Origin of the sequence: Nonomuraea sp. NPDC050663 (genome assembly GCF_044456985.1) — a bacterium.
In the GTDB taxonomy this organism is placed as follows: domain Bacteria; phylum Actinomycetota; class Actinomycetes; order Streptosporangiales; family Streptosporangiaceae; genus Nonomuraea.
The window spans coordinates 404,489-429,486 of the sequence record NZ_JBITGL010000008.1 but is presented as its reverse complement, the minus strand read 5'-3'; the positions used below and the strand labels follow the sequence as shown (position 1 = coordinate 429,486).

Annotated in this window: 24 protein-coding genes and 2 tRNA genes; 7 read left to right on the top strand and 19 right to left on the bottom strand. The window is 70.6% G+C overall.

Annotated elements, in window-relative coordinates; translation table 11 throughout:
• Positions 1 to 23 precede the first annotated feature (23 nt).
• Entirely contained in the window at positions 24 to 2,879 is a 2,856-nt protein-coding gene (locus ACIBH1_RS27020) for an ATP-binding protein (protein WP_397316709.1), read from the top strand.
• Here ACIBH1_RS27020 and ACIBH1_RS27015 read toward each other — a convergent pair.
• On the bottom strand, positions 2,855 to 3,283 hold the full coding sequence (locus ACIBH1_RS27015; protein WP_397316708.1) for an HIT family protein: 429 nt from the start codon (positions 3,281 to 3,283) through the stop codon (positions 2,855 to 2,857). The genes ACIBH1_RS27020 and ACIBH1_RS27015 overlap by 25 nt on opposite strands.
• A 107-nt stretch (positions 3,284 to 3,390) precedes the next feature.
• Here ACIBH1_RS27015 and ACIBH1_RS27010 point away from each other — a divergent pair, with 107 nt between their 5' ends.
• A complete protein-coding gene (locus tag ACIBH1_RS27010; RefSeq protein ID WP_397316707.1) occupies positions 3,391 to 4,146 on the top strand; it encodes an ABC transporter ATP-binding protein in 756 nt (251 codons plus the stop codon).
• A complete protein-coding gene (locus tag ACIBH1_RS27005; RefSeq protein WP_397316706.1) occupies positions 4,131 to 5,897 on the top strand; it encodes a hypothetical protein in 1,767 nt (588 codons plus the stop codon). The genes ACIBH1_RS27010 and ACIBH1_RS27005 overlap by 16 nt, the downstream gene beginning before the upstream one ends.
• On the opposite strand, the gene ACIBH1_RS27000 is transcribed toward ACIBH1_RS27005, so the two are convergent.
• Both ACIBH1_RS27000 and ACIBH1_RS26995 read right to left on the bottom strand, forming a co-directional pair.
• Positions 5,848 to 7,344, bottom strand: a complete 1,497-nt coding sequence (locus ACIBH1_RS27000; protein ID WP_397316705.1) for a carboxylesterase/lipase family protein — start codon at positions 7,342 to 7,344, stop codon at positions 5,848 to 5,850. The two genes, ACIBH1_RS27005 and ACIBH1_RS27000, sit on opposite strands and share 50 nt — an antisense overlap.
• A 70-nt stretch (positions 7,345 to 7,414) precedes the next feature.
• Positions 7,415 to 8,623, bottom strand: coding sequence for an FAD-dependent monooxygenase (locus ACIBH1_RS26995; RefSeq protein WP_397316704.1), 1,209 nt, complete (start codon positions 8,621 to 8,623; stop codon positions 7,415 to 7,417).
• A gap of 70 nt (positions 8,624 to 8,693) precedes the next feature.
• Between ACIBH1_RS26995 and ACIBH1_RS26990 the strand changes: the two genes are divergently transcribed.
• A complete protein-coding gene (locus tag ACIBH1_RS26990) occupies positions 8,694 to 11,366 on the top strand; it encodes an ATP-binding protein (protein WP_397316703.1) in 2,673 nt (890 codons plus the stop codon).
• A gap of 28 nt (positions 11,367 to 11,394) precedes the next feature.
• Here ACIBH1_RS26990 and ACIBH1_RS26985 read toward each other — a convergent pair whose 3' ends face one another.
• Complete coding sequence (locus ACIBH1_RS26985) at positions 11,395 to 12,351, bottom strand: cyclase family protein (RefSeq protein ID WP_397316702.1); 957 nt, start codon at positions 12,349 to 12,351, stop codon at positions 11,395 to 11,397.
• A 207-nt stretch (positions 12,352 to 12,558) separates the two neighbouring features.
• Between ACIBH1_RS26985 and ACIBH1_RS26980 the strand changes: the two genes are divergently transcribed.
• Positions 12,559 to 12,930 (top strand): YciI family protein, encoded by a 372-nt coding sequence (locus ACIBH1_RS26980; RefSeq protein WP_397316701.1) that lies wholly within the window; start codon positions 12,559 to 12,561, stop codon positions 12,928 to 12,930.
• A 25-nt stretch (positions 12,931 to 12,955) separates the two neighbouring features.
• Here ACIBH1_RS26980 and ACIBH1_RS26975 read toward each other — a convergent pair whose 3' ends face one another.
• Complete coding sequence (locus ACIBH1_RS26975; RefSeq protein WP_397316700.1) at positions 12,956 to 13,540, bottom strand: TetR family transcriptional regulator; 585 nt, start codon at positions 13,538 to 13,540, stop codon at positions 12,956 to 12,958.
• A 29-nt stretch (positions 13,541 to 13,569) separates the two neighbouring features.
• The gene (locus tag ACIBH1_RS26970; RefSeq protein WP_397316699.1) at positions 13,570 to 15,036 is read right to left on the bottom strand and encodes an aldehyde dehydrogenase family protein; all 1,467 of its coding nucleotides are present in this window, start codon (positions 15,034 to 15,036) and stop codon (positions 13,570 to 13,572) included.
• Positions 15,037 to 15,166: 130 nt separating this feature from the next.
• Here ACIBH1_RS26970 and ACIBH1_RS26965 point away from each other — a divergent pair, with 130 nt between their 5' ends.
• Entirely contained in the window at positions 15,167 to 15,901 is a 735-nt protein-coding gene (locus ACIBH1_RS26965; protein WP_397316698.1) for a hypothetical protein, read from the top strand.
• Between the two features lie 13 nt (positions 15,902 to 15,914).
• Here the strand turns inward: ACIBH1_RS26965 and ACIBH1_RS26960 are convergent, their stop codons facing one another.
• The 13 genes from ACIBH1_RS26960 to ACIBH1_RS26900 all read right to left on the bottom strand — a co-directional run bounded on the left by ACIBH1_RS26960 (position 15,915) and on the right by ACIBH1_RS26900 (position 24,509).
• Positions 15,915 to 16,349, bottom strand: coding sequence for an SRPBCC family protein (locus tag ACIBH1_RS26960; RefSeq protein WP_397316697.1), 435 nt, complete (start codon positions 16,347 to 16,349; stop codon positions 15,915 to 15,917).
• A 114-nt stretch (positions 16,350 to 16,463) separates the two neighbouring features.
• Positions 16,464 to 17,030, bottom strand: a complete 567-nt coding sequence (locus ACIBH1_RS26955; RefSeq protein ID WP_397316696.1) for a TMEM165/GDT1 family protein — start codon at positions 17,028 to 17,030, stop codon at positions 16,464 to 16,466.
• A gap of 209 nt (positions 17,031 to 17,239) precedes the next feature.
• Entirely contained in the window at positions 17,240 to 18,256 is a 1,017-nt protein-coding gene (locus tag ACIBH1_RS26950; protein ID WP_397316695.1) for a UDP-N-acetylmuramate dehydrogenase, read from the bottom strand.
• Between the two features lie 10 nt (positions 18,257 to 18,266).
• Positions 18,267 to 19,544, bottom strand: coding sequence for a hypothetical protein (locus ACIBH1_RS26945; RefSeq protein ID WP_397316694.1), 1,278 nt, complete (start codon positions 19,542 to 19,544; stop codon positions 18,267 to 18,269).
• A gap of 92 nt (positions 19,545 to 19,636) precedes the next feature.
• Positions 19,637 to 20,065 (bottom strand): MaoC family dehydratase, encoded by a 429-nt coding sequence (locus tag ACIBH1_RS26940; RefSeq protein ID WP_397316693.1) that lies wholly within the window; start codon positions 20,063 to 20,065, stop codon positions 19,637 to 19,639.
• Complete coding sequence (locus ACIBH1_RS26935; protein ID WP_397316692.1) at positions 20,065 to 20,514, bottom strand: MaoC family dehydratase N-terminal domain-containing protein; 450 nt, start codon at positions 20,512 to 20,514, stop codon at positions 20,065 to 20,067. Before ACIBH1_RS26935 ends, ACIBH1_RS26940 begins: the two co-directional genes overlap by 1 nt.
• Positions 20,515 to 20,784: 270 nt before the next feature.
• The gene (rpmG, locus tag ACIBH1_RS26930) at positions 20,785 to 20,949 is read right to left on the bottom strand and encodes a 50S ribosomal protein L33 (protein WP_181616146.1); all 165 of its coding nucleotides are present in this window, start codon (positions 20,947 to 20,949) and stop codon (positions 20,785 to 20,787) included.
• A gap of 70 nt (positions 20,950 to 21,019) precedes the next feature.
• Positions 21,020 to 21,093: transfer RNA gene (locus ACIBH1_RS26925), tRNA-Met, on the bottom strand.
• 305 nt (positions 21,094 to 21,398) lie between these two features.
• Complete coding sequence (locus tag ACIBH1_RS26920; protein WP_397316691.1) at positions 21,399 to 22,343, bottom strand: trypsin-like serine peptidase; 945 nt, start codon at positions 22,341 to 22,343, stop codon at positions 21,399 to 21,401.
• 204 nt (positions 22,344 to 22,547) lie between these two features.
• Positions 22,548 to 22,623 (bottom strand) — tRNA-Thr (locus ACIBH1_RS26915).
• A gap of 52 nt (positions 22,624 to 22,675) precedes the next feature.
• Positions 22,676 to 22,897 carry a transposase gene (locus ACIBH1_RS26910; RefSeq protein ID WP_397316690.1) on the bottom strand — a complete coding sequence of 74 codons (222 nt, stop codon included), beginning with the start codon at positions 22,895 to 22,897 and terminating at the stop codon, positions 22,676 to 22,678.
• 71 nt (positions 22,898 to 22,968) lie between these two features.
• Positions 22,969 to 23,514, bottom strand: coding sequence for a C40 family peptidase (locus ACIBH1_RS26905; RefSeq protein ID WP_397316689.1), 546 nt, complete (start codon positions 23,512 to 23,514; stop codon positions 22,969 to 22,971).
• Positions 23,511 to 24,509 carry a lysozyme gene (locus tag ACIBH1_RS26900; protein WP_397316786.1) on the bottom strand — a complete coding sequence of 333 codons (999 nt, stop codon included), beginning with the start codon at positions 24,507 to 24,509 and terminating at the stop codon, positions 23,511 to 23,513. Before ACIBH1_RS26900 ends, ACIBH1_RS26905 begins: the two co-directional genes overlap by 4 nt.
• Before the next feature lie 102 nt (positions 24,510 to 24,611).
• On the opposite strand from ACIBH1_RS26900, the gene ACIBH1_RS26895 reads away from it, so the two are divergent.
• Positions 24,612 to 24,989, top strand: a complete 378-nt coding sequence (locus tag ACIBH1_RS26895; RefSeq protein ID WP_397316688.1) for a hypothetical protein — start codon at positions 24,612 to 24,614, stop codon at positions 24,987 to 24,989.
• Positions 24,990 to 24,998 lie beyond the last annotated feature (9 nt).

Below are 24,998 nucleotides of genomic sequence, written 5' to 3'. Positions count from 1 at the left end.
CGGGGCATGCCATGCTTAACGACATGCTGGGACGTTCGGTGAGCCCGGTCTTCGTCGGGCGGCAGGACGAGCTCGAGGTGCTCGCGGAGGCCTACGACGAGGCCAGGAAAGGGTCCGCGACCGCCGTGCTGATGGGGGGCGAGGCGGGGGTCGGCAAGACCCGCATCGTGCAGCGCTTCTCCGAGCGGGCCTCCCAGGACGGCGCCCACGTGCTCTTCGGCGGATGCGTCGAACTCTCCAGCGAGGGCCTCGCCTACGCCCCCTTCACCGCCGCGCTGCGGCAGCTCGTGCGCGAGACGAGCACCACCCACGTGGCCTCCCTGCTTCCCGAGGGCGCCGCCCGCGATCTGGCCCGGCTGCTGCCCGAGTTCGGCGCGCCGAGCGCCGACGGCGACACCGACACCGGCCGCGCCCGGCTGTTCGAGCAGTTCCTCACCCTCCTGGAACGCGTCTCGGAGAGCCGCCCCACCGTCCTGGTGATCGAGGACATCCACTGGGCCGACCGCTCCAGCCGCGACCTCATCGCCTTCCTCAGCCGCAACCTGCGTGCCGTACCCGTCCTGATGGTCCTCACCTACCGCTCCGACGACCTGCACCGCCAGCACCCGCTGCGGCCGGTGCTGGCCGAGCTGGGCCGGGTCGAGGGCGTGCTGCGGCTCGACCTGCCCCGCCTGTCGCGCGACGAGGTCGCCCAGCAGATGGCGGGCATCCTCGGCAACACCCCCGAATACACCTCCGTGCAGAGCGTCTACGAGCGCAGCGAGGGCATCCCCCTGTTCGTCGAGGCGCTCATCGAGTGCGGCGTGGAGTGCGCCTTCCCCGACTCCATGCAGGACCTCATCCTCGGCTCCGTCGAACGCCTGCCCGAGGAGACCCAGCGGCTGCTGCGCACCGCCGCCGCCGGCGGCACCAGGATCGGCCACACCCTGCTCGCCAGGGTCAGCGGCTTGTCCGACATCGAGCTGGAGAGCGCCCTGCGCCCGGCCATCGCCGGCAACGTCCTGCAGATCGCCGACAACCGCGCCTACGTCTTCCGCCACGCCCTCATCCGCGAGGCCGTCCACGACGAACTCCTGCCCGGCGAGCACCAGCGCCTGCACGCGCGCTACGCCGAGGAGATCTCCAAGAACCGCATGCTCGTGCCGCCAGGACGGGCCTACGTCGAGCTGGCGCACCACTGGTACAGCGCGCGAGACGACGAGCAGGCGCTGGTGTCGGCCTGGGAGGCGGCGCGCAAGTCGTTCAAGGCCTTCGCCTACACCGAGGCCATACCGCTGCTCGAGCGCGTGCTCATGTTGTGGGACAAGGTCCCCGACGCCTCCCAGCTGATCGGGGTCAGCCACACCGACGTGCTGGAGAAGGCGGCCTCGGCCGCCGCGGCGGGCTCGGAGATCGAAAAGGGCCTGAAGTTCATCAAGGGCGCCCTGAAGGAGCTCGACGAGGCCGTCGAACCCGAGCGCGTCGCCCTGCTCATCATCAAGCAGATCGGCCTCAGCATCTCCAAGGGCAAGCAGAGCATGATCGGCGACTACCGCCACGCGCTCGGCCTGGTGCCCCAGCCCGGCTTCGCCCGCGCCCAGGTGCTGCACCACATGGGCCGCCACCTCATGCTCATCGGCGAGGTCGAGGAGGGCAGGCAGCAGGCGGAGGAAGGGCTCAGGCTCGCCCGCGAGCTCGGCGACGCGGGCCTCGAAGGCGATTTCCTGCTCGACCGCGCCCTGGGCTTCTCCATCCACAGCGACCTCGAGTCCACGATCGACCACATCATGCGCGCCCGCGACCTGGGCGAGCAGACCGGCGACGGCAGCCTCGTCACCCGCGCGATCGGCAACGGCGTCGACTCGCTGTGCGAGCTGGGCCGCCTCGACGACGCGATCGAGCTGTCCTTCGAGGGCGAGCGGCTGGCCAAGAAGTACGGCAGGCTGCGCACCAACGGCACCTTCATACTCAACAACCGGGCCGAGGCGCTCGAAGCGCTCGGACGCTGGGACGAGGCGATCGAGACCGTCGAGCGCGCCCTGTCGCTGGGCCCCGCGCTGCGCAACCGCTACCACCTCATCCGGGTGCGCGCCGACATCGCCCTGTCACGCGGGGAGCTGGAGTACGTCGAGGGCATCCTGGGCGAGCTGGGCGTGCTCAAGGAACGCCCGGAGGACTTCGTCCAGGACATCACCAACAGCACCCGCCTGCACATCGGCTGGCACCTGCTCAAGGGCGAGCCCGACGTGGCGCTGTCGGTCGCCGAGCGCATCCTGGGCCACCCGCTGCTGTCGAGCAAGGCCATGCTGACCTGGCGCCTGCTGTCGGTCATCCGCCTCGTCTGCGACGCCGCCTCCGCCGTCGAGCCCGCCCGCGCCACGGCTGTGCGCGAGCACGCCAGGGCCGTAGCGGCGGGCCTGCGCCGCAGCGGGCCGGTCGCCACCGCCTACCAGCTCACCTTCAACGGCGACTTCGACGCCGCCGCCACCGCGTGGGAGGCGCTGAAGCGGCCGCACGCCCAGGCCAAGGCGCTGCTCCACGCCGCCTCGGAGTTCGCCCACTCGGGAGACCGCGACTCGGCCGCCGTACGGCTGCGCGCCGCCCATCCCCTGGCCTCGGCCCTGCGGGCGACGCCGCTCATCACCGAGATCGAGACGCTCTCCCGGCGGGTCGGGGCGACGCTGGAGCAGCAGGACGGCTCCTCCGAGCTGCTGACGCCTCGCGAGCTCGAAGTGCTGCGCCTGGTGGCGCTCGGGCGCAGCAACCGCGACATCGCGGCCGAGCTGTTCATCTCGGCCAAGACGGTCAGCGTGCACGTGTCGAACATCCTGGGCAAGCTCGGGGTCGGCAGCCGCGGCGAGGCCGCGGCCGCGGCTCACCGGTTGTCGCTGCTGGCCTGAAGCAGTGTCCTGACCCGCTCCAGCTCCTCGGGAGCGGCTCGCGTCGACGCCCACATCCGCTTCAGGTCGTCGCCGTGCCGCCGGGGGACGACATGGGTGTGGAAGTGGAAGACGTCCTGGCCGGCGGCCTCGCCGGTGGAGTGGGTGATGTTCACACCGTCGGGGGCCAGCGCCGCCCTGACCAGCGCGGCCACCCGATGCGTCATGCGCGCCACGTGGGCGTGGCTCTCCTCGGAGATCTCCCAGGCGTCCCGCGCGTGCACGCGCGGGACGATCAGCGTGTGACCGGGCGCGGCCGGGGCCCGGTCGAGGAAGGCCACGGTGTGCTCGTCCTCCAGCACCCGGTGGCTCGGCAGCCGCCCGGCGACGATCGAGCAGAAGATGCAGTCGATGACGACCCCCATTGATTAGTCCGGAGTTACCGGTTCCCCGCGGAATCCGTCGTTGATCCGGCCCAGGCTAGCCGAGAGGCTGATACCCCACATATGCCTTTTCACCTGGGGAGAAGCTGGTGCATGCTGCGCTCAGCCTGACCGGCCTGCGCAAGTCCTTCGGCGCCTCGCGCGCCGTCGACGGAGTCGATCTGGTGGTGCCTCCCGGCGCGTTCCTCGGCCTGGTCGGGCAGAACGGCGCCGGCAAGACCACCACGTTGTCGATGGCCGTCGGGCTGCTTCGCCCGGACGCCGGCCGGTCACACGTGTTCGGACACGACGTGTGGGCGGCTCCCGACGAGGCCAAGGCGCTGATCGGAGTCCTGCCCGACGGCTTGGCGATGCCGGAGCGGCTGACCGGGCGCGAGGTGCTGACCTATCAGGGGCTGCTGCGGGGCATGCCGCGCAGCACGGTCGACCAGCGCGCGGACGAGCTGCTCAGCGTCCTGGAGCTGGACCGGGCCGAGAAGACCCTCGTGATCGAGTACTCCACCGGCATGCGCAAGAAGATCGGCCTGGCCACGGCGCTGCTGCACGCGCCGCGGCTGCTGGTGCTCGACGAGCCGTTCGAGGCGGTCGACCCGGTGTCGGCGGCGACGATCAAGACGATCCTGCGCGGCTTCGTCGCGGGCGGCGGCTCGATCGTCCTGTCCAGCCACGTGATGGCGCTGGTGGAGCAGCTGTGCGACCACGTCGCGGTGATCGACCGCGGCAGGGTGGCGGCCGCCGGGTCGCTCGCGGAGGTGCAGGACGGCCGGAGCCTGGAGGAGCGGTTCGTGGAACTCGTCGAGGGCGAGTCCGCCGGAGCGAAGGAGCTGACGTGGCTGTCGCGCTGACGATGGCCAGGATGAAGGTCTCGCTCCTGCGACACTCGCTCAAGGGGCCGATGACCTCGACGGGGGTGCTCCTGGGCGTGCTGCTCGCGGGCTGGACCCTCTACCTGGCCCTCACCGCCGATCCCGCCGTCCTCGCGGGGGCGTACGCGGTGTGGATGCTCGGCTGGATGCTCGGGCCGCTCTTCATGGGCGGCGGGGACGAGTCGCTCAGGCCGGAACACTTCTCCCTGCTCGGCATCAAGTCACATCGCCTGGCCAGCGGCCTGCTGGTGGCCGCCTTCATCGGCATGGCCCCGCTGATCAGCCTCGTGGCGTCGCTCGGGCTGGTGATCTCCGGCGTACGGCAGAGCCCGGCGGGCGCCCTGATCGCCGTGGTCGCGATCGTGCTGCAGCTGGCGCTCTTCGTGCTCGTGTCGAGGGTCGCCGTCGCCCTCCTCGGCCTCGCCCTGCGCTCGCGCCTGGGCGCGGTCGGCGCCGGCCTGCTCAACGGCGCCATCCTGGGCGCGCTCTGCCAGATCTGGGTCTTCCTCGCCCTCTTCGACCAGAGCGGGGTGCCGCAGCTCGTCTGGCAGCTCCCCTCGGGCTGGGGGCTGCTGGCCGTCAACGGCGAGCCCGGCCGGCTGGTCGCCCTGGCCGTCCTCGACCTGGTGCTGCTGGGCGCGTGGGCGGCGCTGCTGTCGAGGCGTGCTGGGGCGCCGCGCACGTCAGGAAGGCCCAGGCGGGCCGTCACGGCCCATGGCGCCCTCGGCGGCGTCTTCGCCAAGGAACTGCGGACCTGGACCCGCGACCTGGTGCGCAACTACCAGGTGATCTTCTCGCTCTCCTTCGGCGTCTGCTTCGGCGCCTCGCCGCTGCTGCTCGGATGGGACGGCATGCTGCCGTACGCCGGGCCGATCTTCGTCGTGATGGCCGCCTCCCTGACGTCCAACCTCTACGGCTCCGACGGCACCGCGTTGTGGCTCACGCTGCTGACGCCCCGGGCGTCGGACGTGCGCGGGCGCCAGCTGGCCTGGCTGGCGGCGGTGGGCCCGGCGGCCGCCGCGGTCACCGTGGTCACCGCCGCCGTCGCCGGCGGGCCCTGGCCGCTCGTGCTGGCGCTGCTGGCCGCGATGCTCGGCGGGGCCGCCGGGCTCATCCCGCTGGTGTCGGTCTACGGGCTGGTCCCCGGGACCGACCCGCACCGGCGGGGCGGCAACCCGCTGCGGGTGAGCGACGACAACGGCGGGCTGACCGGGCTGGCGTACCTGATGCTGGCGCTCGTGGTCGCCTCCGGCGTGCCCGCCGGGCTCGTCGCGCTCTCCTACGGGTGGGCCGGGGTCCCGGTCGGGCTGGCCACCGGGTTCCTGTCCGCGTGGGGGCTCGGCCTGCTGGCCGAGCGGCGGCTGCGCGAGCGGGGCGTGGAGCTGCTGCAGGCCATGCGCACCGGGCGTCGGGTCCCGGTGCTCACGCCCGCGGGGCCGCCTCAGAGGGTGCGGACCCTGCCCAAGACCGCGCCGCCCCCGCTCGCCGCCCTCCTCTTCCTGCTCGGCGCGATCCCGCTGTTCCCCCAGGGCATCGTGGCCGGGATCTTCGTCGCCAACGGGGTCGAGGGCCAGAGCTGGTTCCTCGCCACCTACCTGGCGCCCGGCCTGCGCTGGCCCGCCGTGGGCGGCATGGTTGTGCTCGGGCTGATCCTCTTCGGCGTCGCCGCCCACCAGACGGCTAGCGCCAGAAGGCGAGGTCGTGCTCTGCCGCATAGTCGATCTGCCTGATGTCGTCAGGGGCGAGCGACTGCGTCGTCCTGCCCTTCGACAACTTCGGCCACTCCGGCAGTCCCGGCCCGTTGGGTGAGCCCGTGCGGGCGAAGTTCGTCCAGTAGCCGACCATCTGGTCCGACAGGACCCGCTGCTTCGGCGACAGCTCGGTCTTCGCCTCGGGGAAGATGTACGGCAGGTCGCCGGCGTGATAGGCGCCCCAGTCGAACCCGTTCCGCAGCGGCAGGAACATCGGGGCGTCCCGGTCGGCGAACTCGTATCCGTAGACCGGCACGTGCCTGGCCAGAGCCGTGTTCTGGGCGTGCGTGCCGCGTGCCCACATGCGGTCGGTGATCACCGTGGCCCACGCCATGCTGGGCGACGGCTCGGCCGGGTAGCGCTTCATCACCCGTCCCGCGTCCTTGCCGAAGGCCGCCTCCAGCCGCTTGCCGTACTCATCGAGCGTCAGCGGCTCGCCCATGCCCACGAAGAGCCGGTGCTCGTCCTTGGTGGCGCCCGCGAGCACCGGCACCCGGTGGAACTCCCCCGCCGCCAGCCGCTTGGCGGGCGACTCGGGCAGGACCGCGTTGCCGTACGCGTAGACCTGGAAGACGTTCATGATCTGCGGCACCGCCAGGATGCGCTCCACCGGCAGCGCCCGCAGGCACGCCACGTCGGAGCAGCCCAGCTGCTTGGCGTAGATCTGGCCCAGCCCGGTGACCTCGGCCTCCGAGCGCCATCCGAACGACTCGATCGTGGGCACGCCGGGCACCAGGCTGCCCGCGGGCATGTCCATCATCGACTCGCCGCTCATCATGATCGCCCGCTGGAACAGGCCAGCGGAGCCCGGCGCCGTCAGGTGGCCGCCGATGGCCAGGCCGCCGTAGGAGATCCCGAAGAGGGTGACGTTGGCCGGGTCGCCGCCGAAGGCCCCGATGTTGCGCCGTACCCAGCGCAGGGCCTCCTGCTGGTCCTGCAGGCCGTAGGCGCCGGAATCACGCAGGCCCGGGTAGCCGAAGCCGCTGAAGACGCCGAGGCGGTAGTTGATCGTCACGACCACCACGCCCTTGGCCGCCAGCAGCTTCGCGTCCGAGTAGTGTCCCGCGCCCAGCGCCCCGTCACCGTGCACCCACACCATGACCGGGCGCTTGCTCCCCTTGGCGCGCGGCGTGGTGACGTTGAGCATGAGGCAGTCCTCGTTCGTGCTCGCCGTCTTGGCGTACTCGGAGCCGACCTGCGGGCACATGGGACCCGGCTTTGTGCCGTCGCGCACGCCCGTCCACGAGGGCACGGGCTTGGGGCTCTCCCAGCGGGCGGCCGTGGCGTAGCGGATGCCCTGATAGGTCGCGGTCTGCGCGGTCACGGATCCTCGAACGGCCCCCGCAGGCGTCTCGACGATCGCCGGATCCGCCGACGTCGCGGTGCAGCCGGTGGCCAGAAGCGTGGCAATGAGCAGGGTTTTCATACCTACCACGGTCCGGGATCCCGGGCAGTGGCCACTAGAACCGTAGATCCGGGAAAGGCCGGGACAAATGTCACGAGGCCAGGTGAGCGTGGTGGTCGTAGGGCTTCAGCGTGATCGAGTCCGCCTTCTGCGCGGCCTTGGCCATCAGGCCGCGCAGGGGCCGCGAGGTCATGACCTTCACCGACAGGTTGCGCATCCTGATCGCCATGCGGCTCCCGGGCAGGAACCCGCCGACCCCGCCGGGCGGCAGCTTCTGGCACTCGGTGACGTAGGGCCGCATCGCCTCCTCGTAGCGCGCGAAAGCCGTACCGTGCTCGCCCCCGGCCGCGGCCAGCTCGCCCGCCAGCACGTACGCGCCCACCAGCGCCATCGCGGTGCCGTTGCCCGACAGCGGCGAGCCGCAGTACCCGGCGTCGCCGAGCAGCACGACCCGCCCCCGCGACCAGCTGTCCATGCGGACCTGGCTGATCGTGTCGAAGAAGAAGTCAGGCGCCTGCGCCATCACGCTGAGCAGGTACGGCGTGTGCCATCCCACGTCGGAGAACCGCTCTCGCAGGATCTGCTGCTGCCCGGCGGCGTCGTGCCGGTTGTAGACCAGGTCGGTGGCGGTGAAGCTGAACATCGCCTTGGCGCTGCGCCCCTTCTCCGGCCGGATCCCCGCCAGGCGGCCACCGGGCGCGCTGTGCAGCAGGAACCAGTGCCCGAGGGTGAGATCGTCGGCTGGGATGGTGAAGTAGGCGGTGTAGGCGCCCAGATGGTGCACGAACTGCTGCTCGGATCCGAAGGTCAGCCTGCGGACGTTGGAGTGCAGGCCGTCGGCGCCGACCACCAGGTCGAACCGTCGCGGCGCGGCGCGTTCGAAGGAGACGTCGACGCCGCCATCCGACTCGGCGATGGAGGTGATGGAGTCGTCGAACAGGTACTCCACGCCCTGCTGGGCGGCGCCGTACAGGATGTCGGTCAGGTCGCCGCGCAGGATCTCGATCTCGGCCACGGCGCCTTCGCCGCCGAACAGGTCGGCCGGCATGGCCGCCCGCCTCCTGCCGTTCGCGTCGACGTAGGCCAGGCCGCGCTCGTCGATGGCCGCCGCCCGGATCCGCGCCATGATCCCCATGCGTTCCGCCACCTCGCGGGCCGCTCCGCGCAGGTCCACCGCCTGGCCGCCCGGCCTGGGAGCCGGCGCCCGCTCGACCACGGTCACGGAGAAGCCATGGCGAGGCAGCCAGTGGGCCAGGGCGAGTCCGGCGATGCTGCCGCCGGAGATGAGGATGTGCTTCATGGGGGACGACGCTACGCAAGGTGCCATACCGGCGAATCAGTCATTTATTGGGTAATCGATACTTAATGCCGTGTTGTGCGGTCGGAAGCAGGAGATGGCGGTCATCGACCGTCTGCTGGACGGCGGCGGCGCCCTGATCGTCCGCGGCGAGCCGGGCATCGGGAAGACGGCGCTGATCGACTACGCCGTCGCGGCGGCGTCGGGCACGCGGGTCGCCGGCGCGTCCGGCATCGAGCCTCGTGAGGGAGGCACGCGGGTGCTCCGGGCCACCGGCATCGAGGCCGAGGCCGACCTGCCCTTCGCCGCGCTCCACCTCCTGCTGCGCCCCCTGTTCGACCGGATCGACGGCCTGCCCGACCCGCAGCGGGCGGCCCTGCGCGGCGCCTTCGAGCTGGCCCCCGTCACCTCCGCCGACCGCTTCCTCATCGGCCTCGCCGTCCTGTCGCTGCTGTCCGAGGCCGCCCACGAGCGCCCCCTGCTCTGCGTGATCGACGACGCCCACTGGCTCGACCGGGCCTCGGCCGACACGCTGCTGTTCGCCGCCCGGCGGCTGGGGACCGACAGGATCGTGCTCCTGTTCGCCACCCGCTGCGAACAACCCACGCCCGGCCTCGACGAGGTCAGGCTGGCCGCGCTGACCATGGAGGACTCGGCCGCCCTGCTGTCGCGACGAGCCGCGGAACTCAGCCCGGTGGCGCGCCGCCGCCTGCTGACCGAGGCCGCCGGCAACCCGCTGGCGCTGCTGGAGCTGCCCGCCGACGAGGCCTACTCCACCGGCGACCTGCCCCTGGCCCAGCGTGTGCAGGACACCTTCCTGGCCCAGATCCACCGGTTGCCCGAGCAGACCAGGCTCCTGCTGCTCGTCGCGGCCAGCGACTCGAGCCCCGACCTGGACGTGGTGCTGGGCGCGGGCAAGGCGCTCGGCGCGCCCGCCGTGGCGCTCGACGCGGCGCAGGGCCTCATCACGGTCGCCGAAGGCGTGGTGACCTTCCGCCACCCGCTGGTCAGGGCCGCCGTCTACCGGGGCGCGCCGCCCGTCCTGCGCCTGGCCGTCCACGCCGCCCTCGCCGAACTGCTCGCCTCTCCCGCCGACGCCGACCGCCGCGCCTGGCACCTGGCGGCTGCCACGGCGGGCCCCGACGAGCACGCCGCGCACGAACTGGAACGCACCGCCGTACGAGCAGGGCAACGCAGCGGCTTCGGCTCCGCCGCCATCGCCTACGCCCGCGCCGCCCGCCTGTCCCCCGACCCGGCGGAACGGGCGCGCAGGAACGTCCTGGCCGCCGAGGCGGCGGCCGAGGCGGGCGACCTGGACCTGGCCGACGAACTCGCCGAGCTGGCCTCGGGCCAGACCACCTCCCCGCGGCTGCTGGTCAGGATCGCCATGACCCGCTCCACGGTGAACTCCGCCCGCGGCCGCCTGCGCACCGCGCACGCGCTGCTGCTGGAGGCCGCCGAGCTCGACCCCGGCGGCGCGCTCTGGCCGCTCATGGGCAGCATGTTCCTGGCCTGGAACTCCGGCGACGACGACCTCGCCGCCGAGACGCTCGAACGGCTCGCCGCCCTCCGCATGGCGCCGGACGACCGCCTGACCCCGGTCCTCCAGCTGGCCGTCTGGTCGGTCACCCTGCAACTCGGCCTGCCGCCCACCGGCCTGCCGCCGCTCCCCGACGTCACTCGCGCCGCCCTGCGGCTCGACATCGCCGGCATGGACAGCCTCATCCTGATCTGCGGCGCAGGACTGGCGATGGGACACGACAGGAGGATCAGCGAGCTGGCCGCCGCCACGGTCGGCGAGCTGCGCGCCCAGGTCCGCATCGGCCCGCTCCCCGCCGCCCTCACCTACCTGGCCGCCGCCCACGCCCTCATCGGACGGTACGGCGAAGCGCTCGGCGAGGCCGAGGAGGCGCTGCGGATCGCCCGCGACACCGCCCAGGCCGAGTGGGTCGGCCAGGCGAGCTCCATCCTGGCCTACATCGCCGCCGTCCAGGGCGACGAGCGCCGCTGCGCCACGCACGCGGAGAGCGCCGGCTCCGTCGCCGTCGCGGCCGGCCGCTGGTCCACGGCCCTGCTCGACCTCGGGTACGGCAGAGCGGAACAGGCGCTGACGCGGCTGGAGAACCTGGCGGCCGGGGCGATGCACTGCCAGCTGCCCGTCGTCCGCAGCACACCGGACCTGATCGAGGCGGCGGTGCGGGTGGGACAGCAGCCTCGCGCCCGTGCCGCGCTGCGGGCTTTCGAGTCGTGGGCGGCGCACATCGGGCTGGCGTGGAGCGACGCGCTCGTCGCCCGGTGCCGCGCGCTCGTCGAGGACCAGGAGGAGCACTACGTGCGGGCGCTGGAGCTCCACGCGGACGACACGCACCTGTTCGACCAGGCGCGCACGCAGCTGTTGTACGGGGAATGGCTGCGCAGGGCCCGGCGGAAGGCGGAGGCGCGCGGGCGTCTGCAGGCAGCGGTCAACAGCTTCGAGCAGCTGGGGGCCGGGCCGTGGGCTGCCCGGGCCCGCGCGGAGCTGCAGCTCATCGGGGCGGGCGGGGTCTCCGGTATCGGCGGCGTCGGCGGCCGGCTCACGCCGCAGGAGCTGCAGATCGTGAGACTCGCGGCTCGCGGCATGTCGAACCGCGACATCGCGGCCCACCTGTTCCTCAGCCATCGGACCGTGGGACATCACCTGTACAAGGCGTATCCGAAGCTGGGGATCGCGGGGCGGGGTGAGCTGGCCGGGATCGACCTCGGCTGACTCTCGCGAGGTCCGGCGCGTGCCGCCGTCAGAACGTGGCGATCGGGTTGACAGGGCTCCCGGACGTCCCGGCGAAGCGGACCGGCGCGACCGCCAGCTGGAAGTCCCACTGCCCCAGCTCCTCGGCCGTCGCCGCGCACGCCTCCAGGTCGCAGTTGTCGAGCATCCACAACCCCATCGCCACCAGGCTCACGGCGTGGACCGGCATCAGCAGGTCGTCGTACCCCGACGGCTGGACATCCTGCGGGCTGTCGGCTCCGATCAGCGCGACACCCCGCTCATGCAGCCACGGCAGGCACGAAGCGTGCCAGCCCGTCTGCGTGAACCCGATCGCCGCACCCGTCTCGTGCCGGGCACGGCCGTACCCGGTCCGCAGCAGCACCGCGTCACCGGTCCCCACCCGCACCCCCTGGCGCCGCTCGGCCTCCTCGAGATCCTCGGGGAACACGCCCTCCCCCGGCTCCAGCCACGGCACATCGCGAACCTTCGCGACGTCCAGCAGGACACCCCGCGTCACGATCCCGTTCGCCGCCGCCGTGACGGCCGCCCACCCCGACCCCGTCTCGGCGTCGACCATCGAGTGCGACCGCCCGTTGTACATCGTGCCGTCCCAGAAGATGTGGCACGGCGAGTCGATGTGGGTGAGCGTGTTGCCGTGGAAGGTGATGCCGAGCCGCTCGGTCGAGAAACCCCAGCGCCGGTCGGCATGGAACGCGGCCACCGGCATGTTCTCCGCGCCCGGCATGTCGGCGGCACACGGGCACGCCGTCGTCGCCCGCTCCATGTCCTTCGGCACCGCGACCTCCCACGCGCACGACACGCTCCTGCCATGCCGTACGGCACGCGCCGCCGCCAGCCGCACCTCGTCGGTGATGTGGTTGAGCGTGCCGAGCTCGTCGTCGTCACCCCAGCGTCCCCAGTTGGACAGGGAGTCGAAGTAGTCGAGCACGTCGTCTTGGGTGGGCATCGGTCGCTCTGCCGTCATACCAGCATCGGCTCCTCGGGTCACGCCACGGCCTGCTGAGGCGGGATCCTACAAGAGCCGTCCCGTCAGCCCCATGTCTTCCGAGGACGCGACGCTAGGCTCTCCGATCAGCAGCGCGCCCGCGACGGCCGCGTGTCGATCCGCGGGCCGCTCGTTCGACGAGTGGGTGAGGGCCGAGAGGCGGCCCCGCCGGACGAGGAGAACACGATGTCGAAGTACCTGCTCATCATGCGAGGCACCGACGAGTCGAACGCGGCCATGATGGCCGACATCGACGAGATGATGGCCACGACCCGCCAGTTCATCGAGGAGACGGTCAAGGCCGGCGTCCTCCTCGCGGCGGAAGGGCTGGACGATCCCGGCCAGGGCGTCGTGGTCGACTTCAGCGGCGAGACCCCGGTGGTCACGGACGGGCCCTACGGCGAGACCAAGGAGCTGTTCGGGGGCTTCTTCCTGCTCGACGTCGCCTCGAAGCAGGAGGCGGTCGAGTGGGCCAAGCGGGTCCCGACGGCCCGCGGGGCCAAGATCGAGATCCGGCGGGTGCCGGGAAGCGAGGAGGTCCCGCGGGCCGACGGGTGAGTGCCCCGCCCGCGCCGACCACGTTCTACGAGATGGCGATCCACGGAACGGCGATGAGCCTGCGAACGGCCTCGACGATGCCCGCGCGGATCTCGTCATCGCGGCCGGGCCGGGTGGTCGAACCAGGCGGCACGGTGGCTCCGACGGGGCTGTCAGCGGTGGCCAAAGCGACGATGAGCGCCAGCAACACCGCAGGAGGGCAGGCGTCGCTCACACGCCCGTCACGCTGGGCCGCTTCGATGGCGGCCAGCTTGGCCGCGTAGGCGGGCGCCGAGGTGGCGGGCTCCGGCCGGCCGGCGCTTTCCAGCCGGTGCCACGCGGTCAGCCGGATGACCTCCGGATGCTTGCGGCAGTGGTCGTGCACCTGCCCGGCGTAGGCGGGCAGGTCGTCGACGGTGAACGGGACGGCTTCGAGGCCCTGGGTGACCTGGGCCTCGAAGACGGCGTCGAAGAGTGCTTCCTTGCTGCCGAAGTAGACGTAGATGAGGTTCTTGTTCGCCGAGGCCGCCTGGGCGATGCGGTCCACGCGGGCTCCGGCCAGCCCGTGGGCGGCGAATTCGGCGGTGGCCGCCTGCAGGATGCGGGCCTGGGTGGCTTGGGCGCGGGACATGACCTCAAGTGTGACAGTTGACTAACCGGTTAGGCGCCGACGGGCCAGGAGATGTACTTGTGCTCCAGGAACTCCTCGATGCCGTAGGCGCCGCCTTCCCTGCCGATGCCGCTGTGCTTGCAGCCGCCGAAGGGCGCGTCCGGGTTGACGCCCCAGGAGGCGTTGACGTTGACCATCCCGGTGCGCAGCCGGCGCGCGACCGCGTGGGCGCGGGCGAAGTCGCGGGTGAAGACGCCGGCGTTGAGCCCGTAGTCACTGTCGTTGGCGATGCGGACGGCCTCGTCCTCATCGGCGAAGGGGATGACCGTGTTGACCGGGCCGAAGAACTCCCGCCGGGCGATGGTCATGGTGTTGTCGACACCGGTGAACAGGGTCGGTTCCAGGTAGAAGCCCTGGGCCAGGTCTTGCGGGCGGCTTCCGCCGTAAGCGAGGGGGGCGCCTTCAGCCTGGCCCTGCCGGATCATCGTCTCGACGCGGTCGCGTTCCTTGGCGCTGATGAGCGGCCCCATGGCGGTCGCCGGGTCGGCGGGGTCACCGATGGTGACGGCCTTCAGCAGCGGGATCACCTTGGCGACCAAGTCGTCGTGGACACGCTCGTCCACGAGGGTACGGGTGAGCAGCAGGCAGCCCTGACCGGCGTTGGTGACGGTGTTGCCCGCCACCTCCAGCGCCGCCCGGTCCAGGTCGGCGTCGGCGAAGACGATGTTGGCCGACTTGCCGCCCAGCTCCAGTACGACCTTCTTGAACGTGGCCGCCGCCTGCGTGGCGATCTGGCGGCCGACCGTGTTCGAGCCGGTGAAGCTGACGATGTCGACACCGGGGTTGGTGGTCAGCTCGACGCCGGCTTCCAGGTCACCGGTGACGACGTTGACCACGCCGGGCGGGAGATCGGCCTCCTGGACCATCTCGGCGAGCAACAGGACCTGCAGGGGCGTGTACGGCGACGGTTTGACCACGGCGGTGCATCCGGCGGCCAGCGCCGAGGCGAGCTTGTGCACCGTCAGCGGCACGGCCGCGTTGAACGGCGTCAGCAGCGCCGCCACCCCGGCCGGCTCCCTGGCGACAACGCCCTGGGTGGTCTGCGGTTGCCCGGTGATGGAGTACGCGGCGTGGGGGTTGAGCGGTGTCGTGAAGGCCATCGCGGGAAGCAGCCGGTCGGCCACGTCGTACAGGAAGTCGATGGCGGTCTGCACGTGGACCTGCTCGGCCAGCGGCCGGGGGAAGCCGCTCTCCCGCACCACCAGGTCGACCAGTTCGTCGCGGCGTCGGTCCATGATCTCGCCCAGGCGGCGCAACGCTGCTCCGCGCTCGCGGGGGGCGCTGCGCGGCCACGGCCCTTCGTCGAAGGCCCGCCGGGCAGCGGCGACGGCGCTAGCCGCCTCGGCCCTGGACGCCTCGGGGGCGACGGCGAAGGGCTGGCCGGATGCGGGGTTGGTGACGGGTTGCAGTTCTTGGGCGGGTACCCAGCGGTTGGCGATGAAGAGGTGGTCAGCCATGGGAGCTCCCGGAACTAACTGGTTATTTAGGTGAAGGCACGCTATTTATAACCATCCAGTTAGTCAAGTTATCACTCATGCGACCAGTGCACAGAAACGAGAGCACCGCTCTTGTGAATCAGTGCTCGCCATGAGAGCATCGATCCATAAACAGATCACCGCTCTCCAAATGAGCGGGCGACACCCCTCAGGAACGAACGTGAACCCTCAAGCCTCCCGGATCCGAACCGGCGCCATCGGCATGGCCCTGGCCGGCATCCTCTTCACCGTCTACGAGACCGCCGCGCCCCGCGAGGACGAGACCACCCTCGACGGCGCCGCCGCGTGGGCCTCGGCAGGCTGGACCGTCGGCCACCTCGCCGCGATCGTCGGACTCATCCTCATCCCACTGACCTGGGGCAGCCTCCGCGGCTTCGTCGAAGACACCCCTCTGGAGAAGCCCGCGTTGCTCGCCGCGATCACCGGCTCCATAGGTTCGGCGCTGTCAATCTCCTACTACGGTGCCGAGGTTTACGGCCTCAAGGCGATCGGCGAGCGGGCCGTGGCCGTGGGCGATGCGAGCCTCACGGAGGCCGGCGACGCGTTCCGCACCGACGCGACCGCGGTGACCGTCTTCGCGATCGGCTTGGCGCTCATCGCGCTCGCCGCGATCCTGGCCGCCTCGATCGTCTGGCGCTCGGGCACGATGAACCGCTGGAGCGCCGTGCCGATGGCGGTGGCGATGATCACTTACCTGCCGCACTTCTATCTGCCGCAGCCCGCCCGGATCGTTTGGGGAGCGCTCGTCACCGCGAGCGCGTTGTGGATCGCGGTCGAGATGTGGCGAGCCGCGAACTCCGGAAAACGTGAGCCGAGTATCGCCTAGCGGACCACCGACGTCAGGAAGCGCAGAGGCCGGCCAAGCGGCGGACGTCGGCACGGATCGACCGGCGCAGCAACCACCTCAGCGCCGGCTCCAGCAACCTCTCGGAGGTCACGCGTGGGGTGACGCGCACGTGGAAGGTGAAGCGGCAACGGTCCTCGCCGAGCGACTCGACGAGCCTGCCGCCCTCGGCGTCGATCCCCGATGTGGTGCGCCAGGCGAACGAGCGTCCCGGCTCCACCTGGATGACCTCACCGCCGTTGCGGTAGGTCCGGCCCGCGAACCGCATCACCTCGGCGGTGGTCGTGCCCACCCGGACGAGGCCTTCGGGACGCGGCGCCATCGTCTCGACGCCCCGGCGCCAGCACGGGTCCTGGCCGTAGTCGGCGACGACCGCCCACAGGCGCGCGGCCGGGCAGGCGATCTCCCCGACCTCCCGAAGCTCGATCATCCGGCCATGATACGAGGGTGGCCGAGGCGCCGGTGAACACGGTGAACGTTCGTGGTCACCGCGCCGGCGAGAGAGCCCGGAGCGAAGCGCCCGCCCCCAGGGAAGGACCACGCCCTAGCGAAGGGCCTCGAACAGCAGGATCGCCCCGAACAGCGCGAACCCCGCCGCCGCGCCGTACCTGATGATCTTCTCCGGCAGGTGCTTGCCCAGCAGCCGCCCCACCACGATCGCCAGAGCGTCCGCCGCCACCATGCCCACCGTCGACCCGATCCACGTCCCCACCCAGTCATGCTGCGTGGCCAGTGTGATGGTCGCGAGCATCGTCTTGTCGCCCAGCTCGCTCAGAAAGAACGCCACCGTCACCGCGATGATCGCGTTGCGCGTCGTCCGGGAGGCCTTCTGCGATTCCTCGTCCGTCAGCTCGTCGCCCCGCAGGGTCCACAGCGCGAACCCGAAGAACGCGATGGCCGCCACGATGTTGATCGCCTTGGTGGGGAGGGCGTCGCCGATGAGGCCGCCGATGGCGACGCTGCCGAGGTGGACGACGGTGGTGGCGATGGTGATGCCGGCGATCACGGGCCAAGCCTTGAACCGCGTCGCGAACGTCAGAGCCATCAGCTGGCTCTTGTCACCCAGCTCGGCCACGAAGATCACGGCCAGGCTGATCCAGAATGCTTCCAAGGGTCCTCTTCCGCGCGGTCCGGACCGGAAGCAGGCACCCGCCTCAAGGGGAGTCTCGGGCATGACGGCTTCGGCCCGGCAGCGACTGTCTCGTTGCCAGGCCGAAGGTCTCGTCCGCCTGAAGAACAGGCCGTCGCGACCGGGCTCGGAACGAGCCAGCGTGTCGATCGCGGCAGTTGAGGACTACTCCCCTTCGGTTTGCCTTCTCATTATAGCTGGCAGCCGATGAGCACCGGCTCGTTGACGAGCGTGACCCCGAACTTCTCCTGGACGCCGTCGCGCACCTCGCGGGCGAGGGTGAGCAGGTCGGAGGTGGTGCCGTCGCCGGGGTTGGTGAGGGCGAGGGTGTGCTTGGTGGAGATGCGGACGGGGCCGCGCGTGTAGCCCTTCGTGAAGCCCGCCTGCTCGATCAGCCAGGCGGCGGGCACCTTGATGCCGCCGTCGGGCAGGTCCCAGCGGGGGTGGCCGGGCGAGCGCGACTCGAGCGCAGCGATCGCTTCGCCGTACAGGACGGGGTTGGTGAAGAACGAGCCGGCGCTGCGCGTGTCGGGGTCGGCGGGGTCGAGGACCATGCCCTTGCCGCGGCGGATCTCCAGGACGGCGTCGCGGACGTCCTTCAGCGGCGCCTTCGAGGCGCCGAGGCGGCGGATCAGCTCGTCGTAGGTCAGTTCGCCGGAGATGTCGGAGATGGTGAGGGCGTAGGTGACGCCGAGCACGACGTACCTGCCCAGGTCCTGCTTGAAGACGCTGTCGCGGTAGGCGAAGCCGCACTGGCGCGCGCCGAGGTCGACGACCTGGCAGGTGCGGCGGTCGTAGACGCGGACGGACCTGATCGTCTCGGCGACCATCTGGCCGTAGGCGCCGACGTTCTGGATGGGGGTCGAGCCGACCTGCCCGGGAATGCCGGACATCGACTCGATGCCCGCCCAGCCCTCGGCGACCGCCCGCTCGACCAGCGGGTCCCAGTCTTCGCCTGCCTCGACGGTCACGACCACCTGGTCACCGTCGCGCTCACAACTGATCCCCTTGCCCGCGACCCTGACGACCTGCCCGTCGAACCCCGCATCGGAGATCACCAGGTTGCTGCCCCCGCCCAGGATCAGCAGCGGCACCTTGTCCCTGTCGGCCTGCGCGACGAAGGAGACCAGTTCCTCGGCTGAGGCGGCCTCGACGAAATCGCGGGCGGGGCCGCCCAGTCCGAGCGTGGTGTACGGCGCCAGAATCATGCTTTCCAGACTAGGGGGCCTGGCGCAGCAGGCGGAGCACACGGTCGTAGTTCCGCCGCGACTCCTGCTCCCTGTAACCCTCCTCCACCTCGTGGTAACCGCGGTGGGTGCGCTGGACCACCGGGAGCAGCTCGTCGGGCACGACCAGCTCGCCCGGCAGGGCCAGTGAGAGCTCCAGATCGGCGTTGCGGTAGTAGCGCGCCTTGTCGGGGAAGGCGCCCAGCGCCGCCGACCTGCGCACGGCCATCAGGTAGCCGAGCAGAGCCGTGACCCGGCCAGGTCCCGCTTCGTTCCACTGCGTCCCGTCGCCCGACGGTTCGACACCCTTCCATCCCGCCGCCACCGCGCCGCCCTTGATCGCTTCGACCAGCGGCACGATGGCGTCGCCGGTCAGGATGGTCGAGGTCTCCATGAGAACGTGCACGTCGGACTCGTCCAACTGCAAGAGCTTGGTACGGCACGCGCCCCATGACGCGGTGCCGCCGCGCCAGTGGGGCTGCTCGGCGACGTGCCAGACGGTGATCCTGTCGGGATGGCGCTCCTGCAGGGCGTGCAGGGCGTCGCCGGCGCCGTCGAGATTGCCCAGATCGAAGGCGAGGACGCGGGCGGTGGTGTGCTCCATGACCGCCTCCACGCAGGCGACCAGGTCCTGCGGGTAGCCGTCGGCCAGGAGGGAGACGGTGACGGTGATGTCGGCGACGGCGGTACGGCGGCGCGTGAGGGTGATGCCCGCGTCGTCGGTGCGGTTGGAGGCCAGGGACGCGTCCCAGAGACGTTGCGCGTGCAGGAGGTCGTCGTCGGGCGTGGTGGGACGCGCCTCCTCGAAGCCCAGCTCGGTGCCGGGGCGCGCACTGGCGCCACCGGCGGCGTCGCCGGGGCCCTGTGCCGCGCTGCCCGGCCGACCCTGCGCGGGAGCCGCGCCGGCACCCGAGGTGGCAGGGATGCCGCCCTGGTCGGGGCGGTCACCGACGTCGGCGCCCGCGCCCACGTCGGGCCGGGAGCCGGTGGTGCTGTGCGCCGACCCGCCCTGGGTGTCGCGCCCGGTGCCGCTGCTGCGCGCGACAGGCGGGAGGTGCGGCTCGCGCGGCGGGTCCTCGGTCCTCGACGAGACAGGGATCGCCTCGACGCTCGGCCACACCTCGTAGGCCTGGCGTTCGCCCAGCACGAAGCCGTCGCCGTCGTCGCGGACCGTCCAGCCCGCCTGCTCTATCTCGGCCCGGAGCGCGTCCGCCGCGGCGAAGTCGCGCTCCGTCCTGGCCTTGGCCCGCCGTTCTGCGAGCTCGGTCACGTGTCGCGGCGCTTCAGTCATGAAGGGCGCCTACCCAGCACGAATGCCCGCATTCGGCCCAGCCGTACCCTTTGACCTCACACTCCGCACTTCTACGCCAGCTGCACGACCGCCCTTGCCCGCGACAACACCTTGGCGTCGCCCGACCTGGCGGTCAGCGCGACCACCACCCGCTTGTCCTCGAGCTTCTCCTCCACGACCCCGCTGACCGTGATCGTCGCCCCCTGGTCGTCGTCGGGAACCACGACCATGGCCGAGAACCGCACGCCGTAGTCGACGACCGCTCCCGGATCACCGGCCCAGTCCGTGACGTACCGCCCGGCCTGCGCCATGGTGAACATGCCGTGCGCGATCACGTCGGGCAGGCCGACCTGCTTGGCGAAACGCTCGTTCCAGTGGATCGGGTTCAGGTCGCCGGAAGCGCCCGCGTACATCACGAGGTTCACCCTGCGCACCTGGTAGTCGGCGGACGGCAGCTCCTGGCCGACCTCGACCGCGTCGTACTGCACCTTGGCCGCCATCAGCCCGCTCCTCCCCGCTCGACGATCGTGTTGTAGGTGGTGCAGACCGGCTCGCCGCCCACGGTGGTGATCTCGCTGCGGATCGTCAGCAGCTCGTTGCGTCCGGCCGTGCGGATGTCGGTGATCGTCGCCTTGGTGACCAGCTCGTCACCCGCGTAGATCGGCCGCGTGTACTCGAAGCGCTGCTCGCCGTGGACCACCATGGCGAAGTTGAGCCCGAGGTCGGGGTCGGCCAGCGCTCCGCCGCCGCTCTGGAGGCTGAAGACGATGGGGAAGGTGGGCGGGGCGATCACGTCGGGATGTCCGGCCGCCTGTGCGGCCTCCTTGTCCCGGTAGATCGGGTTGTGGTCACCGATCGCCGCGGCGAACTCCTTGATCTTCACCCGGCTGACCTCGTAGGAGGCCGAAGGCGGGTACTCGCGTCCGACGAAATCACGGTTCAAGGCCATCTGCTGCGCCCCTCGTCGTCCCTAGACTTTGTGACGCCGACGCTAACAGAACAAGGTTCGGCTGTCGCCTGCGATCTTTTCAAGTCTCGGCAACAGGGCCGCGCGTGCTCCGCCGTACGCCGAAAACCCCGCCCGGCACCGGCCCGGACAGGGTTTCGTACGGCTGACGCGACGAACCGGCGCCCTCAGGGGAGGACACCGGTCGTGCATATGAATGTTCAGGAGTCCCGCTCTTACCGAGCGGTGAGCTCCCCGCCTTGCGGCACCGGCCTAGCGGGTCTCGCGGTGGGCCTGGTGGGTGCGGCAGTTGGGGCAGTACTTCTTCAGCTCAAGCCGATCCGGGTCGTTGCGCCGGTTCTTCCGCGTGATGTAGTTGCGGTGCTTGCACTCCTGGCAGGCCAGCGTGATCTTCGGCCTAACGTCGGTGGCAGCCACTTGGGAGTGCCTTTCTACGTTCGGGATTGGGACACACCCATGCCCGAGCCGGGGGCTCGGGATTGGGTAGTAGCGGAGGCCGGACTTGAACCGGCGACACAACGATTATGAGCCGTTTGCTCTGCCTGACTGAGCTACTCCGCCATGGTCCGGGCACAAGCAACCCGGACCCGTTGAGGATACCCGACCTTGGGAGCACATTCGAACTCGGCCAAGCCGTGCGGGGGTACCACCAGTATGCCCCAGGATCCCGCATGAGCAGTAATCGTCAACTGCGATCGTGAGGGACGCGTAAAAGGTCCCGTTCTGGCCATCCAGAAACGGGAGAGCTACCGTCGTGACCAGTGGGGGGCGTCCAGCCCGGGCGCTGGTCCCGGGTTGGGCGCGCGGCGCAGAGGGGGCATGGGGCGCGGCTGCCCGCCTGGCGCCCCATGCCTCTCGCGTGGCGTCTAGCTGTTCTGTGCCGTGTTGTACACGTTCTGCGCGTCGTTGCCGAAGTACGGCCCGAACATGTAGCTGGGCAGGAAGTTGTACTTGAAGCTGTTCACCGAGTTCACGATGCCGGTGCCGGTCGCCTCGCTGAAGGACAGGAACCAGGGCCCGCCGCTGGAGCCGCCGGTCATGTTGCACCGCAGGCCGAGGCCGTTGCTGAGCAGGAAGTCGTTGATGACCGTCCCGCTGCAGTAGATCAGCCGTGAGCCGTCGTACGGCGAGGCGGCCGGGTGGCCGAAGGCGTACATGAGCTGGCCGCGCGCCTGGTTGAAGGCGATGCCCTGGCCGCCGACGACGTCGGTCAGGCGCTGGCCGTTGAGCGGTGCGACCACGGCGGCGGCCACGTCGTAGTTGATGTCCTCGCTCGCGTGCCACTGGGGCGTGGTCAGCAGCGTGGTGGCCGCCCAGGTGCCGTAGGGCGCGTTGCCGCTGTTGTAGCCGGGCACGAAGGCCCAGTTGGTGTGATACGCCCCATCGAGCTTGACGCAGTGCCCGGCCGTGATCACGACGCTCTTGTTGACGCTGGTCACGGCGTTGCCGGAGCAGGAGGCCGTCCTGCCCTGGTAGGTGAAGAAGACGCGCCCCTCGGTCCTGGCGACCGCGCCTCCGGCGGTCCAGGGCTCGCCGGGGCTGTTGGCGCGCAGCGGCTCGACGACGGTGGGCGTGCCCGCCTCGGGCACCGGGCCGTTGACGCGAGCCCGGCGGGTGATCTCCATCGGCCGCGCGGAGGACATCCGCTCGGGTGTCCAGAACTGCCGCACCCGCTCCTGCGCCGACGAGCTGGCGGCGGCGGACTTCGAGGGGGCGGGGTCGTCCTTGACAGCGCTTGACGCGGGGGTGGCCGTGAGCGCGAGGGTGGGGATGGCGAGGAGCGTGACGAGAGTGGCGCGGGGTAAGCGCATGTGCACCTCCAAACGGGGATGCCCGGGACGATAAATCGGATCCCGAAGTGCGCCTATGTGCTTATATGACGAAAGCTCATGATTCTTTACTCACTTTTGTGAGAAGAGATGACACGTCACTTGACAGCCTCGACAGAGCAAGGGGAGAAACGAAGAACGCCCGGCTCCGAATGACTTCGGACCGAGCGCTTGTCTTGCCAGGAGTGGAGCCCCCAAACGGAATCGAACCGTTGACCTTCTCCTTACCATGGAGACGCTCTGCCGACTGAGCTATAGGGGCTTGTCTCGCTTCGCCCTTCGGCGCTGCGGACAGGTGTAACCATACACGGCACTCAGCCATGATGCGAACTGGAACCGGCGGCCTCGTAACGACGCCCGACCGGCAGTCGCACCACCTCGCATAAATCGGCGAGCTCGACGAAACGGGCGACCTGTTCGACGGAGACGCAGTCGGCGATCAGCCAGCCGTGCCTGCGGATCCTGAGCACCTGCCGCCCCGCACGGGTGGCGGGAGCCACCTCGTAGCCGTCGGGTCCGATCCACCGCCTGTCCATAGCGGCTCACAGTAGCGACCGGGTCTCTCATTTTTCGGCAGACCCAGGCGTTACAGCCATACCGAGAAGGTTCACAGGCGGTAGAACCCGATGAAGCCCTTCTTGGCGGCGATCTTGTCGATGCGGACCTTGGCGCCCGTCTCGGGGGCGTTCATCATCTCGCCCGAACCCAGATAAATCCCGACGTGGCTGGTTTTGGTGGCGTTCTTGCCGAAGAACACCAGGTCGCCGGGACGCGGGATGGCGGCCTTGCGTAACTTGGCGATGTGGTCGTCGGTTGTGCCCGGCCCCAGGACGTCGGAGCCGTGCGCCAGCGCGTAGACCCACCGCACGAAGCCCGAGCAGTCGAGCCCCCGGGTCTTGGCCGCCGGACACGGCTTGATCTTCCCCCGGTATCCGAGGCACGTCCCCCGCGACGGACCCGGCCGGGACGCGTGCCCGCCGCCCCAGGAGTAGACGATGTCGCGCTTCTCCAGCTCGTAGGCGATGGTCACGATCGCCGGGTCGACCTGCCGCCAGACGGGGGCGCTGGCGGCGGTGAGGAGCAGGACGGCCAGCGCGCCGGCCTTGGCCGCCGCGCCGTACCTCGCTGGACCCTCCAGCGCCCGAAAAATCATGCTTTAAGGGTTACCTTCACCTCTCCCACGGTAAATCGGATCCCCACCGAACCGGCGGCCTTGGGCTTGACCAAGAAGACGAAGTTCAGCTTCTTCCCCACGTTGATCTTCGGGATCAGGCACCTCACCGCCGTCCCGCTGAACTTGCAGCCCTTCGGCGCCTTGGCGATCTTGCCTCCGAAGGCGCGGCCGTCGACGCGGATGTCGGTGAGCGGGTGCGGCCCGGTGTTGGCCAGGGAGAGCACGAACGTCTTGCGCCCGCGTGCCGTACCTCCCACGTTGACCTCGGCGGGCGGGTTGGCGAGCGCCTTGAGCTGGCTCTCGGTGCCGTTGAAGGAGTCCTGCCCGCCGACCAGCGTGCCCTTGTCGGCCGACTGCCAGAAGGTGTGTTTGGTCCAGCCCTTGGGCAACTCGCCGGGTTCGGTGCCCCACCGGGCCAGCCAGAGCGGGTTGGCCCTGAACTTCGTGGAGTCTCCTGTGCAGGTCCGCCACCAGCTCGTGGTGGTGTAGATGATCGCGTTCCGCCCGGTCCTGCGCTTGTAGATGGTGGTGAAGTCCTTGATCCACGTCACCATCTGCTCGGGCGTCAGGTTGTAGCAGGTGTTGAGCCCGTTGCGGTCCTTGTACGGGTTGTCCTCCAGGTCAAGCACGCCCGGCAGGGTGAGCCCGTCGGCGACCCACGCGCCTCCGTTGGCGAGGAAGTGCTCGGCCTGCTGCGTGCCTTCCGAGGAGTTGGGCAGCGCGAAGTGGTAGGCGCCGCGCACCAGCCCCGCGCCGGCCGCTCCGCCGTACTGGCTCTGGAAGGCCGGGCTGGTCCAGTCGCTGCCTTCGGTGGCGTGGACGAACGCGAACTTGCCGCCACCCGAGGTCACCGTGGACCAGTCGACCTCGCCGGTCCAGTTGCTCACGTCCACGCCGGGCACGCCGTTGCTCGCCTCGGCGGTGCCGGTCAGCGCCGGGACTCCCAGCGCCGCGAGGGCGGCGATCAGCACCATACGTCTCACGGGGCGCTTCCTTTCACAGAGGGGTGTCGAAGATCCTGACGTAAGCGCGCACACACCCGCAACGGCGGACGAATATCATCTACGCTCGTCACCGTGGACATCGAGGGTCAGGGCGCGGCGGCGCTGCTGGTGTCCCTGGGCCGGGCGAGCGAGACCTTCTTCCACCTCGACCACCCCTACGTGCGCCACCAGGCCTTCTCCTACCTCGTCCCCGACGGCGGGGCGGCCGCGGGCACGATCTTCACGCTGCCGGACGGCCGCGAGGTGCACTTCTCGGTGTCGTTCGTGCTCAAGGACGGCGCCTTCCGCATCGAGGGCATGGCCGTGGTCGAGGACGAGGCCCTGCTGTCGATGCCGGTCCAGCTGGTGCCCGATCTGCACGAGGCGATCGCCGTCCTGGAGAGATACGTCGACGAGGTCACCGAGCCGGTCCGCAGGCTGGTGGACGAGCTGCTGGAGGAGCTCGCATAAGCTCCCCCG

Bases quoted from the DNA above. Each gene is read 5' to 3' on its own strand.
- ACIBH1_RS27020 (WP_397316709.1), top strand. From the start codon at position 24: ATGCTGGGACGTTCGGTGAGCCCGGTCTTCGTCGGGCGGCAGGACGAG.
- ACIBH1_RS27015 (WP_397316708.1), bottom strand. From the start codon at position 3,283: ATGGGGGTCGTCATCGACTGCATCTTCTGCTCGATCGTCGCCGGGCGG.
- ACIBH1_RS27000 (WP_397316705.1), bottom strand. From the start codon at position 7,344: ATGAAAACCCTGCTCATTGCCACGCTTCTGGCCACCGGCTGCACCGCG.
- ACIBH1_RS26995 (WP_397316704.1), bottom strand. From the start codon at position 8,623: ATGAAGCACATCCTCATCTCCGGCGGCAGCATCGCCGGACTCGCCCTG.
- ACIBH1_RS26985 (WP_397316702.1), bottom strand. From the start codon at position 12,351: ATGACGGCAGAGCGACCGATGCCCACCCAAGACGACGTGCTCGACTAC.
- ACIBH1_RS26980 (WP_397316701.1), top strand. From the start codon at position 12,559: ATGTCGAAGTACCTGCTCATCATGCGAGGCACCGACGAGTCGAACGCG.
- ACIBH1_RS26975 (WP_397316700.1), bottom strand. From the start codon at position 13,540: ATGTCCCGCGCCCAAGCCACCCAGGCCCGCATCCTGCAGGCGGCCACC.
- ACIBH1_RS26970 (WP_397316699.1), bottom strand. From the start codon at position 15,036: ATGGCTGACCACCTCTTCATCGCCAACCGCTGGGTACCCGCCCAAGAA.
- ACIBH1_RS26965 (WP_397316698.1), top strand. From the start codon at position 15,167: ATGAGAGCATCGATCCATAAACAGATCACCGCTCTCCAAATGAGCGGG.
- ACIBH1_RS26960 (WP_397316697.1), bottom strand. From the start codon at position 16,349: ATGATCGAGCTTCGGGAGGTCGGGGAGATCGCCTGCCCGGCCGCGCGC.
- ACIBH1_RS26950 (WP_397316695.1), bottom strand. From the start codon at position 18,256: ATGATTCTGGCGCCGTACACCACGCTCGGACTGGGCGGCCCCGCCCGC.
- ACIBH1_RS26940 (WP_397316693.1), bottom strand. From the start codon at position 20,065: ATGGCGGCCAAGGTGCAGTACGACGCGGTCGAGGTCGGCCAGGAGCTG.
- ACIBH1_RS26935 (WP_397316692.1), bottom strand. From the start codon at position 20,514: ATGGCCTTGAACCGTGATTTCGTCGGACGCGAGTACCCGCCTTCGGCC.
- ACIBH1_RS26920 (WP_397316691.1), bottom strand. From the start codon at position 22,343: ATGCGCTTACCCCGCGCCACTCTCGTCACGCTCCTCGCCATCCCCACC.
- ACIBH1_RS26910 (WP_397316690.1), bottom strand. From the start codon at position 22,897: ATGGACAGGCGGTGGATCGGACCCGACGGCTACGAGGTGGCTCCCGCC.
- ACIBH1_RS26905 (WP_397316689.1), bottom strand. From the start codon at position 23,514: ATGATTTTTCGGGCGCTGGAGGGTCCAGCGAGGTACGGCGCGGCGGCC.
- ACIBH1_RS26900 (WP_397316786.1), bottom strand. From the start codon at position 24,509: ATGGTGCTGATCGCCGCCCTCGCGGCGCTGGGAGTCCCGGCGCTGACC.